Source organism: Acetobacterium sp. (assembly GCF_030652775.1).
GTDB lineage: Bacteria > Bacillota > Clostridia > Eubacteriales > Eubacteriaceae > Acetobacterium.
Genome location: NZ_JAUSPS010000014.1, coordinates 24,742 through 40,742, shown reverse-complemented (window position 1 = coordinate 40,742; position 16,001 = coordinate 24,742). Strand labels below are relative to the sequence as shown.

13 protein-coding genes are annotated in these 16,001 nt (G+C 41.0%); all 13 read right to left on the bottom strand.

Annotated elements, in window-relative coordinates; all coding sequences use genetic code 11:
- Positions 1-8 precede the first annotated feature (8 nt).
- The 13 genes from dinB to Q7J41_RS03255 all read right to left on the bottom strand — a co-directional run bounded on the left by dinB (position 9) and on the right by Q7J41_RS03255 (position 15,670).
- Positions 9-1,262 carry a DNA polymerase IV gene (dinB, locus tag Q7J41_RS03315; RefSeq protein ID WP_304885224.1) on the bottom strand — a complete coding sequence of 418 codons (1,254 nt, stop codon included), beginning with the start codon at positions 1,260-1,262 and terminating at the stop codon, positions 9-11.
- A 305-nt stretch (positions 1,263-1,567) separates the two neighbouring features.
- Complete coding sequence (locus Q7J41_RS03310; RefSeq protein ID WP_304885223.1) at positions 1,568-2,389, bottom strand: hypothetical protein; 822 nt, start codon at positions 2,387-2,389, stop codon at positions 1,568-1,570.
- Between the two features lie 894 nt (positions 2,390-3,283).
- On the bottom strand, positions 3,284-4,099 hold the full coding sequence (locus tag Q7J41_RS03305; protein ID WP_304885221.1) for a helicase: 816 nt from the start codon (positions 4,097-4,099) through the stop codon (positions 3,284-3,286).
- Positions 4,100-4,232: 133 nt separating this feature from the next.
- Positions 4,233-5,903 carry a group II intron reverse transcriptase/maturase gene (ltrA, locus tag Q7J41_RS03300; protein WP_304885220.1) on the bottom strand — a complete coding sequence of 557 codons (1,671 nt, stop codon included), beginning with the start codon at positions 5,901-5,903 and terminating at the stop codon, positions 4,233-4,235.
- A gap of 579 nt (positions 5,904-6,482) precedes the next feature.
- The gene (locus tag Q7J41_RS03295) at positions 6,483-6,638 is read right to left on the bottom strand and encodes a 2Fe-2S iron-sulfur cluster-binding protein (protein ID WP_304885218.1); all 156 of its coding nucleotides are present in this window, start codon (positions 6,636-6,638) and stop codon (positions 6,483-6,485) included.
- Between the two features lie 27 nt (positions 6,639-6,665).
- On the bottom strand, positions 6,666-8,462 hold the full coding sequence (nuoF, locus tag Q7J41_RS03290; protein WP_304885216.1) for an NADH-quinone oxidoreductase subunit NuoF: 1,797 nt from the start codon (positions 8,460-8,462) through the stop codon (positions 6,666-6,668).
- 24 nt (positions 8,463-8,486) lie between these two features.
- Positions 8,487-8,852, bottom strand: coding sequence for a ferredoxin (locus Q7J41_RS03285; RefSeq protein WP_304885213.1), 366 nt, complete (start codon positions 8,850-8,852; stop codon positions 8,487-8,489).
- Complete coding sequence (nuoE, locus tag Q7J41_RS03280) at positions 8,852-9,358, bottom strand: NADH-quinone oxidoreductase subunit NuoE (protein WP_304885210.1); 507 nt, start codon at positions 9,356-9,358, stop codon at positions 8,852-8,854. Before nuoE ends, Q7J41_RS03285 begins: the two co-directional genes overlap by 1 nt.
- A gap of 419 nt (positions 9,359-9,777) precedes the next feature.
- Complete coding sequence (locus Q7J41_RS03275; RefSeq protein WP_304885208.1) at positions 9,778-11,133, bottom strand: MFS transporter; 1,356 nt, start codon at positions 11,131-11,133, stop codon at positions 9,778-9,780.
- 154 nt (positions 11,134-11,287) lie between these two features.
- Positions 11,288-12,268 carry a uroporphyrinogen decarboxylase family protein gene (locus tag Q7J41_RS03270; RefSeq protein ID WP_304885206.1) on the bottom strand — a complete coding sequence of 327 codons (981 nt, stop codon included), beginning with the start codon at positions 12,266-12,268 and terminating at the stop codon, positions 11,288-11,290.
- A gap of 13 nt (positions 12,269-12,281) precedes the next feature.
- Positions 12,282-12,911, bottom strand: coding sequence for a corrinoid protein (locus Q7J41_RS03265; RefSeq protein WP_304885205.1), 630 nt, complete (start codon positions 12,909-12,911; stop codon positions 12,282-12,284).
- Positions 12,912-12,991: 80 nt separating this feature from the next.
- Positions 12,992-14,368 carry an MFS transporter gene (locus Q7J41_RS03260; RefSeq protein WP_304885203.1) on the bottom strand — a complete coding sequence of 459 codons (1,377 nt, stop codon included), beginning with the start codon at positions 14,366-14,368 and terminating at the stop codon, positions 12,992-12,994.
- A 798-nt stretch (positions 14,369-15,166) separates the two neighbouring features.
- The gene (locus tag Q7J41_RS03255; protein WP_304885201.1) at positions 15,167-15,670 is read right to left on the bottom strand and encodes a GNAT family N-acetyltransferase; all 504 of its coding nucleotides are present in this window, start codon (positions 15,668-15,670) and stop codon (positions 15,167-15,169) included.
- Between the last annotated feature and the right edge of the window lie 331 nt (positions 15,671-16,001).

The window sequence follows — 16,001 nt, the reverse complement described above, 5'->3', positions numbered from 1 at the left end:
ATCTCCTTCTAAAAATATGAAATGGGATAGATGACATGATCTTTTTTAGCATCCAAACAGCCCATCTGATCATCAATGGTTATGGCCCTTCGCACCGCCAGATTGCCAAAGCGTTTTTTCAGGTCATCCACGGCATCATCCAGTCTTGCTTGCCGTACCCGTAATTCCTCATTGCCAAATAAATCCAGTTGAATGGGTGTTGAATCCGGTACCAAGTCTGTAACCCTCACGCCCATGGAGCGGATGTCCGAACTGAAATCATAGCTTCTTACAAACAGATCAATAGCAGCTCTGGCAATTTCATTGGTCAGATCCGATGGTTTCTGGAGCTTCATTTGCCTGGTGAAGCTATGTAGCTCTTTATTTCGAACATGAATGGCCACCGTCTGACAATAACATCCGGTTTCCCTTAAACGCATGGCCACGCTCTCGGTAAGCATATAAATGATGATCTTGACGTCCTTCAGATTGGTTAGATCCCTGGGTGTGGTAATGCTGTTGCCGATGCTTTTAATCAGTCGTTCATTGCCATTATAATGCTCATCAAAGCTTTTAACCGGGCTATCATCCAAACCATTGGCAAACTGCCATAGAACAGTGCCCATCTTACCAAATATTTGAATCAGAAAGTCAAGATTACTCTCTGCTAATTGACCAATGGTATAAATTCCATATTTTAAAAGTTTTTTCTGAGTAGACCGCCCCACATAAAGCAGATCCCCTGCTTCCTGTTCCCAGACGATTTTTTTATAATTATCTCGAGTGATCACTGTGATCGCATCCGGCTTCTTGTAATCCGATCCATACTTTGCAAAAATCTTGTTCCAGGATACTCCGATTGATACCGTTACTCCCAGTTCATCTTTGATTTCCGCACTGATCTTTTGGGCAATTTCCTCACCTGAACCGTGAATTTTCACACTATTCGTACAATCGACCCACGACTCATCGAGGCCATAAGGCTCCACCTGATCCGAGTACCGGTTGTATATCTGTCTGGACAACTTTGAATACCTGAGGTAACGCTCATAATTCGGCGGGACAATGATAAGCCCTGGACATTTTCCCATCGCCTGCCACAAGGCTTCTCCGGTCTTAACGCCGGCTTTCTTGGCTTTCTCATTTTTGGCAAGGATAATCCCGTGACGTTTTTCCGGATTACCACCAACGGCCACCGGTTTATCTCTGATCTCAGGATTATATAAACACTCCACCGCTGCATAGAACGAATTCATATCACTGTGTAAAATAACTCGATCCATTTCTTCACCCCCACTAAATCACCAAATAGGACGAACGTTCGTTCTATTAATAATATACCCTTTTATGATATATTGTCAATAATAAATTATAACCAAAGGGTATTCATCTATTGATTACATTCAATTTTTTAATTCCTGTTTCCCGAGGAAATAAACCACTTAAGAATGAGACAAAAATTCTAGAATTTTAGCAACAAAAAAAGCTACTGTATTAATTCTATACAATAGCTCAATTAATAATCATAGTAATTTTTCACGAAGGCTTATTTTCGTTTCACGAATTTTTCCTGACCAACACTTAACTCTTAGATCTCCTTCACATCAACTTCTTCAAGTGTTAGGACGATCTCATTATCCGATTCTAACTTATCAGTGTCAACTGATAATTCTCGATCTCTGCCGAATTTGTCACTGATCTCATCAACAATTCCCTTGTAGATAGCTGCATCCAGTTTCGCTTCTCCACTTAATTTTACTTTTAATTTCGACAATTTGATTAGTGGTTTAAGTCCGGACTTAGCGATGATTTTTGTTGATATATTAGAACTGAATGATTCATTGACGTCAAGTTTTCCATCAAGAAAATCCATTTTGAGCTGTGGGATTGGTATATTAGCACCAATTGGTATCGCAACTCCAAAATCTATCTCTGCTTCACTGCTATCTGCTAAAATGACAGTGGATCGATCTGCTTTTATTAACTCAGTGATGACATAATAATCTTTTACCCAATCACCTTTATTATAGAGTTCAATGATTTTCTTTTTTAATTCTTGATAATTATCAATTAAAGTAGTTTGGCAATTGTTAAATGAAAAAAATACATTTGACGAATCACCAAACGCAATTTTTAAACTTGCTTCAAACATACCAGGAGCCGTGATGCTGGGAGCTAATGACACCTTAAAATCAACACCTTTGCTAAAATCAATTTTATTATCAGGTGCTTCTCCCGTTAATTCCTTTACTATGAAGTCAAAATTTTTTACACTACCTTCTCGAGTGAATTTTCCGTCATCAACCGTTCCAAAATCGCCCAGTGATAATGGATAACCCGGAAGAAATACCGGATAATACCCCAACTCATTTTTAACAACATCTGCATAACTTTCAAATACAGAGTTCATTTGTAGCTCACCTCTCAAATTCTTGTTTTATAATCCTAAACCCGATTCGTGACTATATCCAAATGTCGAAACATTGTATTTTCATCACTTTTTTTACTGATACACCTCCTTTGTGTCTGTTATTCTTACTAGTAACCCCTTTTTGACACGTCTAAACACAATGATTCATTTTTTCTTATGCAATAACCTCCTTGATTGTTTTTTGTTTCCCGAGGAAACAGATTTACCATAAGTACGGATAATGTTAAAAAGCTAGTAATTGCGATCAAAACCCTTTTATTTTCTTTTTCAATCACTAAAAAAGGGCGTAGAAATCCTGAAATCAAAAAAGCTTAAAACTTGTCATTTCTACGTCTTTTCATAAAAAAGTCTGCTGGATAGGTGGTTTTTTCATGACCACTGGATTCTCATTATCCTTCGTCCAAACTACATAGGTGACTATCACCTTAACGAATCCAAAATCTCTCCCGAAGTTTCCCCCGAACCGTGATTATTTTACTTGGGTTTACGTTCTCATCCCCAATGACGACATTTTAATGCAGCAGCACATTAAAAGGCCGAATAGATTTATTATTTAGGCTCTATCACACTACGCTTCTGTTTTCGGTGGTCTAACGTTGTCCCCACCCTCATTATTCACATGTAGTATCCTTCTTAAATCAATTTTAAGCACAACAAAAAGGGTGTGCAGCAATCAAACGACTACTACACACCCCTTTGTTATTGAAAAGAAATATTCAGCTTGCGTAAAATACGAATTTTTTTACTTTTAATATCTGATTCAACAAGCTCGTGCATGCAGGAGCCTGTTGACGGTTTTGCTACTTCTTGGCTGATCGATTTTCCCATTCGGTTTTTCTATTCCTTCCTTTTATTATCATTGATTGATTCAAATTATTGCTCCGGCTCCCATTCACCTTCGTCAATGGCACACATTTCCATATATTCCAGGTGATCCGCTTGGGTTGCTTCATTATCCGGGGTTCCCTGGGAATGGTCGGAATGTTCGACGCTGAGAATCGTATTTAACTCGTTTAAGCGAAGCAGGTAGTCGTTTAGTTCCTGCTCCTGGGGAAAAGGCTTTTTAACCTCATCCCTGGCGTTTTCCAGCCGTTCCACGGTATCCTGGATATTCATTTCACATTTTTTAATCTGTTCCGGGATGCTTTCCAGGACATGACCGATTCGGGTGATATTTCCCAGGGGATCGGTACCCAAATGGACGGTATGGGTGGCCTGATTTTTTAGATAAAGATCCACCCCATCGAAACCGGCATACTTGGCTGCCATTTTAAAACCGGCATACTGACCAATTAATCGTGTTTTATCGTCTTTCAGCTTTTTAATCACTTCCAGAATGGCGGTGCCGGCTTCCTTCTTGTCGGTATGAAAGACATTGCCGATGGTCATTTCAAAATGATCCTTGGATGGCCGTTTTGATTCAAAGAGCTTCTGATCCTCAATTAAGGCGTTTTTCTGTTCGGTTTGGATACTAATAGCTCTTGGGTAGGCTTTTAAGATATTGTCCTCCAGACGATAGCGTTGGCTGACAAAATTGGCTTTGATCAGCTTCAGCTTGGTGACTTTTACATCGAGATCCATTTTCTCTTTGATAAGCGGATTGCCAGTGGCCAGGGCTTTGACTTCGGCATAGGATAACGCCTGTTCGTCCACATCTTCACAAGACCTTCCAGGAAGTTTACTGGTCATGATCTGACCGATGAATTTCTGTTTATTCTCGATCAGCTGATCGAGTAGGTCAGGAGTATTACTACTCCTTTCCCCTCTAAGAACCGTACGTGAGAGTTTCCCCTCATACGGCTCAAGCTTTCATAAACTCTAGTTAAAGAGCCAGCTCTAAGTCTTTCGTTTTATCATGTAAGTTTCGGTGGCATTCTGAATGTACGAGATATTTCTTTTTTCCCAGCGGAGAATCTTGTTGATGAATTCTAAAATCTGTATCCGCTGTGATTTTCGTCGAACAATAAGGACAAATACCTTTTTGCATTTTCCATAAGTTATTTATGATTTTTCGTCCTCTTAATTCGTTACGCATTTTTAAATCTTCTCGTTCTTCAAAGTATATTTGCCATTCGTTATCAAACGGATTAGCTTCTGCTTTAATTTTGGTAAATCTTCTTATATCAGTATTTGTAGCGTAAACTAGCTTTAGATAAAAGTTCTCACCATTGTCTATTTTACCGTCTGTTTTTACTGAAAATGTCCATGTTCTAGTACCTATCACATGAAAATATTTGTTTGCAATCCATTTTTTCCCTTTTTTAGGATGTCTTCTCTTGCACCAGTTCCACAATGATTTCCAAATGTCATAATCGAGATCTTCAAATCGTTTAGATGATACATTGAATTTCTGATAGTTTACCCATCCCCTGATGATTGGATTAAGAATTCTTATTAGAATTTCCTGTTTTATGGATGGGTTTCGCTTTATTATCTTTCTGATTTTCTCAATGATTGCCTTATAGTTCTTTTGTGCAGGTGTTGTCAAAAGTTTATTTCCATACATTTTGATATTACATCCCAGGAAATCAAAGCCCTCTGTTATATGAGTGATCACGGTTTTTTCTTCTGACAGTTCTAATCCTCTTTCTGTCAAAAATTCCTTGATGATTGGCATTACTCCTTTTTCCAGTAGTTCATAACTTTCGCCAGTTACTATAAAATCATCAGCATAACGGATAAAATTTACTTTAGGGAAATACCATGCTCCGTTAATAGATTTCTTATGGTATTTTTCTTTAATCACTGTTTCCAGTCCATCTAAGACCATATTACTGATTACTGGTGAAATAGGTGATCCTTGAGGACTCCCTGTTTCTGTTGGAAAAAGTTTGCCTGTTTCTATGTATCCGCATTTTAGCCATTTCTTTAGGATATTTCTGTCTATTGGGATATTATCAAGAATCCATTCATGACTAATATTGTCAAAACAGCCTTTGATGTCACCCTCCAATACCCATTTAGCGGACTTTCTCTTGTTCAGAGAAGTAAAACATTGTTCGATAGCATCCTGCGTGCATCTTCCTACTCTAAATCCATAAGAATTAGGATCAGCGGTAGTTTCTGCAATTGGTTCTAATGTAAATTTATATAATGTCTGCATTGCTCTATCTATCATTGTTGGAATACTGAGTGGTCTTTTCTTTCCGTTTTTCTTAGGAATATAAACTCTTTTTAAGGGTTGTGGCTTGTAACCTCTACTTTTCATTCTCATAATAGCGTAAAACTTACTTTCCGGCGTATTCCAGATTTCTCCATCAACACCGGCGGTTCTTTTGCCTTTATTGTCTGTAACCTTTTTTACAGCCAATGCTTTGGCATAAAACGAATGTGATAACAAATACTGTAATGATTTAACTTTATTGTATTTGTCCTCCTTTTGAGCCTTCACAATACGGATTTGCAGTTTTTTAACATAGCTAGTCGCTTTGTTCCAATCAATATCTTCCCATCGCTTTACTACGTCAGAAGTAGCACACGTTTTAACGTTCATTTGCATTTTCTCCTTTCAAAAATTCTGTAAATTATCTTGTGATTGAAAACCGCGTGGAAGTCTGCCCACTTTCGTGTGGGATAACATTTAAATCCCTATTCACATCATTACAATGTGACCTTCGCTTTTTCCACAATCTTCTACCCGCATTCCCAACGGTATTCCTTACGGTCTACTTGCCTAATGTATAGGCAGAAATACGGGCTTACCATGTTCCACTTAATTAACAAAATGGTAGGTTAGGTTCCGTCTCTTCGCCGGCAGTTTAATGTCCGTGTAACTCCATCGCTGGAGAGAGTTATCCAACTGCATACCTTTTGGTTCAGGCTTATCAGCAACTTTAGCCTGTTCACCTTAACGACGTTTATCAACGGTTCACATGTGTTAACCATACTACCAAGCCCGCTCCCTAACTGCTTTGTTGCTAGCAGTATCAGTATCCCCTCACGGTTCAACCTTAATTAGGGTTACTTTTTCATATCAGCTTCCCAACAATGTCATTACTGACAATGCAGGTGATACTAGGCTCAACCAACGGAATGATTGGTTTGGTCATGTAGTAAAATGCCAAACAATTAATTAAGCGACTTCATGTCGCACACAGGAATAGGTATCGTGAATGCCATCCATATGGCACAACGTGGGAATGTGAATGCCATTATTTTCAGCTATTTTAAGAATCGTTTGACCCTCTTTAGCCTTCAACACCCTATTATTAATCGTTAACGTAATCATTACTACCTCCTTGAATAATTTAACCGTTTATTTTGTGATGGCGTCAACAGGACATTTCTGATAACATACGCCGCATTTGATACATATATCCTGATCAACCACAAAGGGAATCTCATCTTTTTTAGAACCAGTAATGGCGTTAACCGGACAATTTTTGGCACATAGTCCACAGCGAATGCACTTATCTTCTGTGACTTCATAGCTCAACAGACTTTTACAGGAACCCGCCGGACAACGGTGATCACGGATATGAGCTTCATATTCATCCCGAAAATACCGTAACGTACTGAGAATCGGATTCGGTGCGGTTTGTCCTAAAGCGCACAAAGATGCGGCCTTGATATCTCTGGCCAGGGTTTCCAATTCATCGAGGTCACTCATTTTCCCTCTACCTTTGGTAATTTTGTCCAGTATTTCCATCATTCTGCGGGTTCCCAGACGACAGGGGGTACATTTCCCGCAAGATTCATCGACGGTGAATTCCAGGAAAAACTTGGCAATATCAACCATGCAGGTGTCCTCATCCATAACAATCAGTCCGCCAGAACCCATCATTGACCCTAATTCAATTAAGGACTCATAATCGATCGGGGTATCGATGTGACTGGCCGGAATACAGCCGCCGGAAGGCCCACCGGTTTGCGCCGCTTTGAACTTCTTGCCGCCGGGGATACCGCCGCCAATATCATAAATGACTTCTCTCAGGGTTGTGCCCATGGGTATTTCCACCAGACCGGTATTGTTGATTTTTCCACCGATGGCAAAGACCTTCGTCCCCTTGCTCTTTTCCGTCCCCATGCTCGCAAACCACTCCGGACCTTTTAGCAGAATCATCGGAATATTGGCCAGCGTTTCAACGTTGTTCAGGATCGTTGGCTTTTGCCAGAGCCCTTTTTCTGCCGGGTATGGTGGTCGGACCCGCGGTTCGCCACGTTTTCCTTCAATCGATGTCATCAGCGCCGTTTCTTCACCACAGACGAAAGCACCAGCACCAAGGCGGATTTCCAGATCAAATTTAACGCCAGTACCCAGGATGTTGTCGCCCAACAACCCATATTCTCGGGCCTGCTCAATCGCAATCTGCAGTCTTTTCACCGCGATCGGATATTCGGCTCGGACATAAACAAACCCATAGTTGGCGCCGATGGCGTAGCCGGCAATGATCATCGCCTCGATGATTGAATGGGGATCGCCTTCCAGAACGCTCCGATCCATAAAGGCGCCTGGATCGCCTTCATCAGCATTACAGCAGACATATTTCTGGTCATTGTCCTGTTTGGCCGCAAATTCCCATTTGCTTCCTGTCGGGTAGCCGCCGCCACCGCGGCCGCGCAGACCCGATTTTTTGATGGTCTCAATGATTTCATCCGGTTTCATTTCGGTCAGCGCTTTGATCAACGCTTTATAACCGTCAAAGGCAATGTATTCATCGATCAGCTCGGGATTGATAACCCCGCAGTTTCTGAGTGCAATCCGTAACTGCTTCTTAAAAAAGGAAGATTTTTCAATGGCATATTCACCATCTTTGACGTCGCTGCTTTTTTCCAGCAGTCGGGTGACAATTCTGCCTTTTATCAAATGTTCTTCCACAAATTCGGCCACATCGGTTACTTTTACTTTGCAATACATTGTCCCTTCCGGGTAAACAACCATAATCGGACCTTGTTCACAAAGCCCAAAGCACCCGGTTTGAACGACCTTAATTTCTTTATCCAGCTTTTTATCGACTAAAAGCTTATCTAATTCTTCGATTATTTTTGCAGAATCTGAGGAAGTACAGCCGGTACCACCACAAACCAAAATATGCGAACGAAAAAATTGCATGCAGGTTTCCTCCTTTGATCCGATTTATTTATTTTCCGGCAATGTATATTCAACACAGATTTTGCCATTGGCAATATGCTCGACGACAACTTTTGCCGCTTTTTCCGGGGTCATATGGACATAGGTTGTCTTATTACCATCTTTATCAATAACATCAACGATCGGTTCCAATCGACAGACGCCAATGCAGCCGGTTGCCGAAACATGGACGTTGTGGATGTTTCTTTTTTGGATCTCATCAAGAAATGCCGTCATCACCGTTCTTGCTCCGGCAGCGATGCCGCAGGTTGCCATCCCGATGACAATTCGAACTGATTCTTCATCCGTACGCATGCTGATTTCATCAAGCGTTCTTTTTCTAATCGCTTCCAATTCTGCAATAGTTTTCATCAGGCAATACCCCCATCGTTTTTATAGCTTTCAAGAATCGTGTCCACATCTTCGATTGTTAATCGCCCATAGACTTTTCCATTCACCGTTAAGACTGGTGCCAGTCCGCAGCATCCTAAACAGCGACACTCTTCCAAGGTAAATGCACCATCTTCCGTTGTTTGTCCCACCTTTACATGCAGCTTCTCCTTCAGTTTATCCAGGACTGAACCAGCTCCCTTGACATAGCATGCGGTACCCATGCAGACTGAAATTCGATACTTCCCAGCCGGTTTTGTCGCAAAATGAGAGTAAAAAGAAATCACCCCAAAAACTTCGGCCTGTGAGATATTCATTTCTTTGGCAACTTTCTCCTGAATCTCAACCGGCAGATAACCGTAACGTTCCTGAATTTCGTGCAATACCGGGATCAAGGCCCCTTTTGAATGCTGATGCCGGGCAACAACTTCTTTAACCAGGAAATTTTTTTCGTCATTCTTCGTCGGTTGATTTGCATTTGTATTCATATAACCGTCTCCTTTTTATATTAGTTTTCCATTAACACTTTTGACAAAAACTACTCGAAAGTAACAATGTGTTTTCAAACAGCCGGTCAGGACCCCCCCTGTCATGATAACAACACAAAACATCACACAGTAAAGAGCCATATGATTTTTTCTATTTTTTCCATCCATAAAAACACATTTGTATCAAACTGTAAAATTTAAACCGTCTTCAATCAATATGCGGCCGTTCGTCAGCTTATATTTGTTAAAATTTTATCTTATTTATGTATCTATCCTATTCAAAACCATTTTATAGCAATTTTTTATATAATGCAAGCAAAACAACGACCTGTAGTTTCTTCGCCCTATGTCTGCTAAATTAAAAAAGCATCTGCGGTCTTTTTCTGACAGCAGATGCCTGGTTCTTATTAAAAATTAACTTATTCAACATTCGCTTTCTTGGTGGCCAGATCATTTTCCATGTCTTTCAGTTTTCTTGACAGAATAACAAAAACAACCAGACCAAAGATCATAACTAATGCCGGGTATAAACAAAATCCGTTTTTAATGGCTTGAATCAGTTCCGGTGTTGGTGTCATGTCGGCCACGTAGCTGGCCGATGCCAATGCGGTGGTGATAATGATGCTTTTAATGAAATTTCCGACTTTAATGGGTGTGGTCAGCAGCGCCATGATAAAACCGCGAACATTTTTCCCGGTTCGCCATTCTCCATAATCAACACAGGTGGCGTACATGGCGACCACCAAAGCATCTGGCAGACCGTAACCGATAAAGGATACCAGCATGATAATTTTGAAAGCAGTGGCACTCATCGGTACCAGCCAGGTAATCAACAGCCCAGCAATGAAGATGCACAATGCTCCAACATAAGCCTTCCGTGGTCCAAATATTTTCGAGACCGTTGTCGCCAGGGTTGCCGAAAGCAGCATGACGACGGTCAGCCCCGTCATGAAAATCGCCATTCCCGGGAGATCATTCAAAACATATTTAAAGTAGTAGAAGGCCAGACCCAGAACCACAAACTTTCCGACATAGCGACCCAAATCAATTAACAGCAACCCGATCAGCGGCGGGTTATGAAGCAACTCTTTGAGTATTTCCGGAATCGACATGCTTTCTTTTTTCTGGGTTGCCGGCACGGTTCCCCTGAACGCATATTCTTTTGTTAAAAAGAAAAATATCCAGTAACACAGGACCATAAATAGAGCAACAATAACAACTACCGTGGTGTAGCCCATGGCCGGATCATTAAGGTTTTTGCCGATCTCCTGAATGGCTCTGACTCCTACATATGAAAAGGTCAGTGATCCAAGGGCGTTGAAGATCCCTCTGTTGGCCGACATTTTAACCCGCTCGTCGACCCTATCCGTCAGAGCGCTGTTCATAGCAATATGAGCAGAATAATAAACATCAAAGACCAGATGCCCAATAATAAATCCGGCACTGACCGTGATGGCATTTGTTATGGAACTACCGATTTTCAGGAATTGAAAGACATAGAGCATCGCTGCCACTGGCGGACCAACTAGCAGCCACGACCTAAATTTCCCCCACTTAAGATTGCTTTTCTGAAGGATAATCCCCGCCACCGGGACCCAGATCAAATCAAAGATACTGGTAATCATCAAAATTGACCCCGCCAGCGCCACCGGCATCTTGACCGCATCGGTCAGGAATGCCGAAAAAAACATCAATTCGACATAAATAAAAATCTGAAAGCCAAACGAAGGCAAACCATAGAGATAAATAACACTTTTCTTTAACTTATCAGCCATTTTGACTCCTTTTCAAATTGAAGAAATCGCCCCCGAAAGCTAAAATTATTTTTAGGAACTTTCCATGAAAATCCATTAATAATTCATGCTGTTTTCGGGGACGAATCTGTGACCCTTTCCCTCCGGAAGATATTGTCACTTATAATAATTTAATTTAAAACATTTTCTCTGACATCCGGTCGATTTCTTTATTAATGGTATCATAAACGCCCGGGAATGAATCAATTGGCAAGCCTGAGGTCTGCGATGGAATAAAATGCAGTTTTCCATTTTCTTCACACGTTTTTTCAACATATTCCGCAACAATTCCCGGCGTCCAGGTCGGGAAATCAACTAAGCCGCTGTGAATGCCGCCCATAAAAGTAATTTTTTCACCGTACTTCTTAATCAGTTCAGGAATATTATTGGTGTTCATGACCCCCTGCCAGATATCGATACCCATCTCAATCATCGAAGGCACCAGATTTGCGGCAAAACTGTCGCTGTGATGAATAATCAGTTCAACGCCATTTTCTTTATAGTAGCCATAGATTTTTTTGTAAGCTGGTTCAAAGAATTCCTCAAACATCGCCGGTGAGATGAAGGAATTGATCTGGCTGCCCCAGTCATCATGATGAAAAACAGCATCTGGTTTAAGATGCTTGACAAATTCTTTGGCCAGCCGGAGTTCAAAATCCACCAGGTAGTCAATCAGTTCATGCATCGCTTCCGGTTCTTCATAATAAGCCATCAAGGCTTCTTCCATGCTCATCAGATAATGAACGTGTTCAAACAGACCCGGAGCAACAAAAACAGTAACATATTGATCATTCCGATCAACCGCATTGGCATCAGCAACAGCCGTTGCCCAGGCTTCATCGGGATAGTCAAGATTGGGAGCTTTAACGTAATCACGCCATTTGGTAATATCTTTGATGACAATGTGCTCTTTGTCATGAACCGGGAACGAACCCAACTGCCCTTCCGGCCAACTCAGCGTAACCCCCCACTCATTGACGATCGACCCACCCACTGGTGGTTTCAAACGGGTAATTGGTGTTTTCATCATTAGCGCAAACGCTTCATATTGTTTAACAAAGCGATCTGGACTTCCACCCTTCATCACTTCCATCAAATTCTGTCTTTTTGTTAACATTTCTCTCTCCTTTTTAAGCTGTTGCCAGTTCTTTAGCTTTTACCGCAGCACTACCGGCATCCGGTGCGTATCCATCAGCGCCAACTTCGGCAGCGTATTCTGGTGTTACCGGGGCACCGCCAACCATAACTTTTACATCTGGGCAAGCAGCTTTAACGGTTGCTACGGCTTCTTTTAAGGCTGGCATGGTGGTGGTCAGCAGACCCGAGCAGGCCACCAGTTTAACATTGGTATTATCTTTAACCGCCTGGACAAAGGTATCGGCTGGTACGTCAACGCCCAGGTCAACCATATCAAAACCGGCACTTTCGATCATCATCGAAACCAGATTTTTGCCGATGTCATGAAGATCGCCGGCAACAGTACCGATGATGCAGGTTCCTAGTGAGGCGGAACCGTCTCCGGCCATCAGCGGTTTTAAAACTTCCACGCCTTTTGACATCGCTTTGGCAGCGATTAACATTTCTGGAACAAAAATTTCGCCGGAGGAGAATTTTTCCCCAACTACGCCCATGGAATCGACCATCGCCTGCAGAATTTCTCCTGGTGCGCTACCTTCATCTAAGGCTTCCTGTACCAGTCCAGGAACCAGTTTTGACTTTCCTGCTTCAACCTTTGTTTTGACTTCTTCAATTTTTGACATGTTTTTCTCCTTTTATGTTTTATAAATTCAGCATTTCCTAGCGGAGCGGTGTGTGTGCAACGCTCCGGAGGAAGTAAGATTTATTCCAATGGCGCTTGTTTTCGTTCAGCGACTTCTTTACTCATTTCAGCCATTCTTTTTGGTGTTAAGGTGTACAATCCAAACATTAACACTAATCCGATAACCATGATGATCGCCGGGTATAAAGCGATACCGTTTTTAATCGCCTGAACTAATTCTGGTGTTACGGCCATATCAGCAACGTAACCAACTGAACCAAGAACAGCGGCAATGATGACCGAACGGACAAAGACCGATATTTTAATTGGGAAACTGATCAGCGACATAATGAAACCACGGGCATTTTTTCCAGTTTTCCATTCACCATAATCAACGGTTGCTGAGTACATCGCAACACCCAGTGAGTCAGGCAAACCATAACCGATATAAGCAACAAACATAATAATTTTGAAAGCAGTAGCTTCAAGCGGCATAAACCATACCAGCAGTAAGCCAATAACCAACAGACTCAGCGCCAGCATATAGGTTGTTTTTTCGCCCAGTCGCTTGGCAATCGGTGCGGCAATCATGGCGGCAAAGAAGCTGGAAATTGTTAACCCAGTCATGAACAATGCCAGTCCAGGCAAATCATTAATGACATATTTAAAGTAATAGAATGCCATTCCGAAAATAATGAAGCGGCCTAAATATCGACCCAGTTCCACCAGCATTAATCCAATTAAGGGGGGATTGACAATAATCTGTTTGAACATTTCGCCAACCGACATCTTTTCGGCTGGTTTTCCGGCCAAAGCTTCGCTGCCGTTTTGAGCATAGTCTTTGGTAAGTACAAAATAGATGATATTACAAGCAATCATAATACCGCCGGTAACGGCTGCCATAATGGTATAACCTAAAACCGGGCTACCAACGCCAGCACCAATGGCAGCGATTGCTTTTACGCCAAAGTAAGAAAATACCAAAGCCCCAGCAGCGTTGAACATCCCCCGGTTACTGGCCATGGAGATTCGTTCTTCCCGAACTGTGGTCAGAGCGTTGTTCATGGAAATATGGGCGGCATAGAAAGTATTCCAGACCAGATGACTGACGACAAAACCGATAAAGATGACAATAGCACTTATCTCTGCAGATCCGCCAATTTGTGAAAATTGCAGAATATAAAAGAGAGCGGCAACGGGTGGACCAACCAGCAGCCATGAACGGTATTTACCCCACTTCATGTTGCTTTTTTCTAAAATGACCCCGGCGGTCGGTACTGCCAAAATATCAGCAATACTGGTTGCCAGTAAGATGGTGCTTACCAATGCCAATGGTATTTTTGCAAAATCGGTGAGGAAGGCTGCGAAAAACATGACTTCGATATTGACCATGGTCTGAAATCCAAATGACGGCAATCCATAAAGATTAATGGCTGACTTTTTTAATGGTTTGTTCATAATTATTTCTCCTTCATTAGTATAATACTTAATAACAATAACAAGATAACATTGACAATTCCTTCTCAATGACTGTCTGCAGGTCATGCCCGAACAATCTTCGCCCCTATTCCGACAATCAACTTTTGCTTAGTTTATCCAGTCGTACCTGCTCTCGTTTTATTTTGCACCATGCTTTCAGTTTAGGGTGCAATCCTTTCCATAACGCCTTTCTTCATTATTAAAATTTCCCCAGGGAGGCACTAAAGATTTTCTTAGTTCTTGTTTTTTTGTGAATCGTAAACAATATTGTAATTACTATTGCTTTTTCAAGATCATTGTACTCGTATTCAATAAACCTGTCAACGTTTTTTTTAGTAAATTCTATTGTTTGATCTATTTTTCAGCATATGCATTCGTTTACTTTTTATGTTTATCTGGTAATTTATGCTTTTTTTGTTATATGCAAGGTTTTAAATCTGTTTTTTTGTATTGCTTCAATTCTTTGTTTATTATTTTTTGTTTTTCATTTACAAAATGTGATCACTCAGATTACCCCGATCGATCATGAATTTTGCAGTTTTTATGATTATCTTCCCCATAGTATGGGAAAAACTATTGCTTTGTCTTTATATTCCCTGAAAAGCGCATATTAAACCACTTTTATATTTATTTTTCCGACACACATTCATCCCCAAATAAAAAGAACCTCCTAGGAAGTTCTTTTTATTTGATCTATTTAGTTTTTCGATGACCGCAACTGTTATTTATATGCATTTAATTGACTGACTCATAAAATCGGTAGCCCCATCGATGGTTTTATTTTGTCAAAGCGTACATACAGGAATCCTGAAGTTTTCCATTTTTATAAATACTCTTCTGGAAAACGCCTTCCAACTGAAACCCAGCCTTCTCCATGGTTCTTCGAGCCTTCTGATTTTCGGCAAAGGGGCGGGCATAAATTCTTACCACATCCGACTCATCAAAAGCTTTTTCGCAGATCTGCTTAATCGCTTGGGTCATGATTCCCTTTCCCCAGTAGGGTTGGCCTAGCCAGAACCCTAACTCGCCGCTTTTACAGCTGACATCTTCCTGCATCAGCAGGCTGATGGCTCCGACTAGCGAATCATCAATTATGATGGCCTTGTTCAAATGCTTTCTTTTGTTCTGGTGAATACTTTTTGTAATAAAAAGATGGGCGTCATCCAGGGTGTAGGGATAGGGAAATGTGTTTCTCAGATTTCCAGCTATCTTTTCATTATTGGCCAGGGGCACAATGCTTTCAGCATCACTCAGTTTCCATTCTCTTAGTCCAAATTCCATTTTTTTGACCTCCTATAATTATTGCTTTTCAATTTTCGTGTCTTCTGTTAAAACCCAATTTATGCACATCTGTTTTATAATTTTCATTAGGTTAACATCTCCCACTATTTATGTCAATATTTTTTCTTTTTATGGCAATATATTGCATTTACTTGTTTGTTATTTCTCAAACAACTTGCCATGCAAGAAATATATTGTTCGTTATTTAACAAATCATCTCGAAAATGAATCCCTTTATTTTAATGATTATTATTCGGGTAACCTTAATATATTTATAGTCAAATTCTATTAAAGCACGGCATGCTTTTTATCCCGATTTTGATATCGGTTG

What these genes read in the sequence shown, in the direction of transcription:
- dinB (WP_304885224.1), bottom strand. Translation starts at nt 1,262, where the DNA reads ATGGATCGAGTTATTTTACACAGTGATATGAATTCGTTCTATGCAGCG.
- Q7J41_RS03310 (WP_304885223.1), bottom strand. Translation starts at nt 2,389, where the DNA reads ATGAACTCTGTATTTGAAAGTTATGCAGATGTTGTTAAAAATGAGTTG.
- Q7J41_RS03305 (WP_304885221.1), bottom strand. Translation starts at nt 4,099, where the DNA reads ATGACCAGTAAACTTCCTGGAAGGTCTTGTGAAGATGTGGACGAACAG.
- ltrA (WP_304885220.1), bottom strand. Translation starts at nt 5,903, where the DNA reads ATGAACGTTAAAACGTGTGCTACTTCTGACGTAGTAAAGCGATGGGAA.
- Q7J41_RS03295 (WP_304885218.1), bottom strand. Translation starts at nt 6,638, where the DNA reads ATGATTACGTTAACGATTAATAATAGGGTGTTGAAGGCTAAAGAGGGT.
- nuoF (WP_304885216.1), bottom strand. Translation starts at nt 8,462, where the DNA reads ATGCAATTTTTTCGTTCGCATATTTTGGTTTGTGGTGGTACCGGCTGT.
- Q7J41_RS03285 (WP_304885213.1), bottom strand. Translation starts at nt 8,852, where the DNA reads ATGAAAACTATTGCAGAATTGGAAGCGATTAGAAAAAGAACGCTTGAT.
- nuoE (WP_304885210.1), bottom strand. Translation starts at nt 9,358, where the DNA reads ATGAATACAAATGCAAATCAACCGACGAAGAATGACGAAAAAAATTTC.
- Q7J41_RS03275 (WP_304885208.1), bottom strand. Translation starts at nt 11,133, where the DNA reads ATGGCTGATAAGTTAAAGAAAAGTGTTATTTATCTCTATGGTTTGCCT.
- Q7J41_RS03270 (WP_304885206.1), bottom strand. Translation starts at nt 12,268, where the DNA reads ATGTTAACAAAAAGACAGAATTTGATGGAAGTGATGAAGGGTGGAAGT.
- Q7J41_RS03265 (WP_304885205.1), bottom strand. Translation starts at nt 12,911, where the DNA reads ATGTCAAAAATTGAAGAAGTCAAAACAAAGGTTGAAGCAGGAAAGTCA.
- Q7J41_RS03260 (WP_304885203.1), bottom strand. Translation starts at nt 14,368, where the DNA reads ATGAACAAACCATTAAAAAAGTCAGCCATTAATCTTTATGGATTGCCG.
- Q7J41_RS03255 (WP_304885201.1), bottom strand. Translation starts at nt 15,670, where the DNA reads ATGGAATTTGGACTAAGAGAATGGAAACTGAGTGATGCTGAAAGCATT.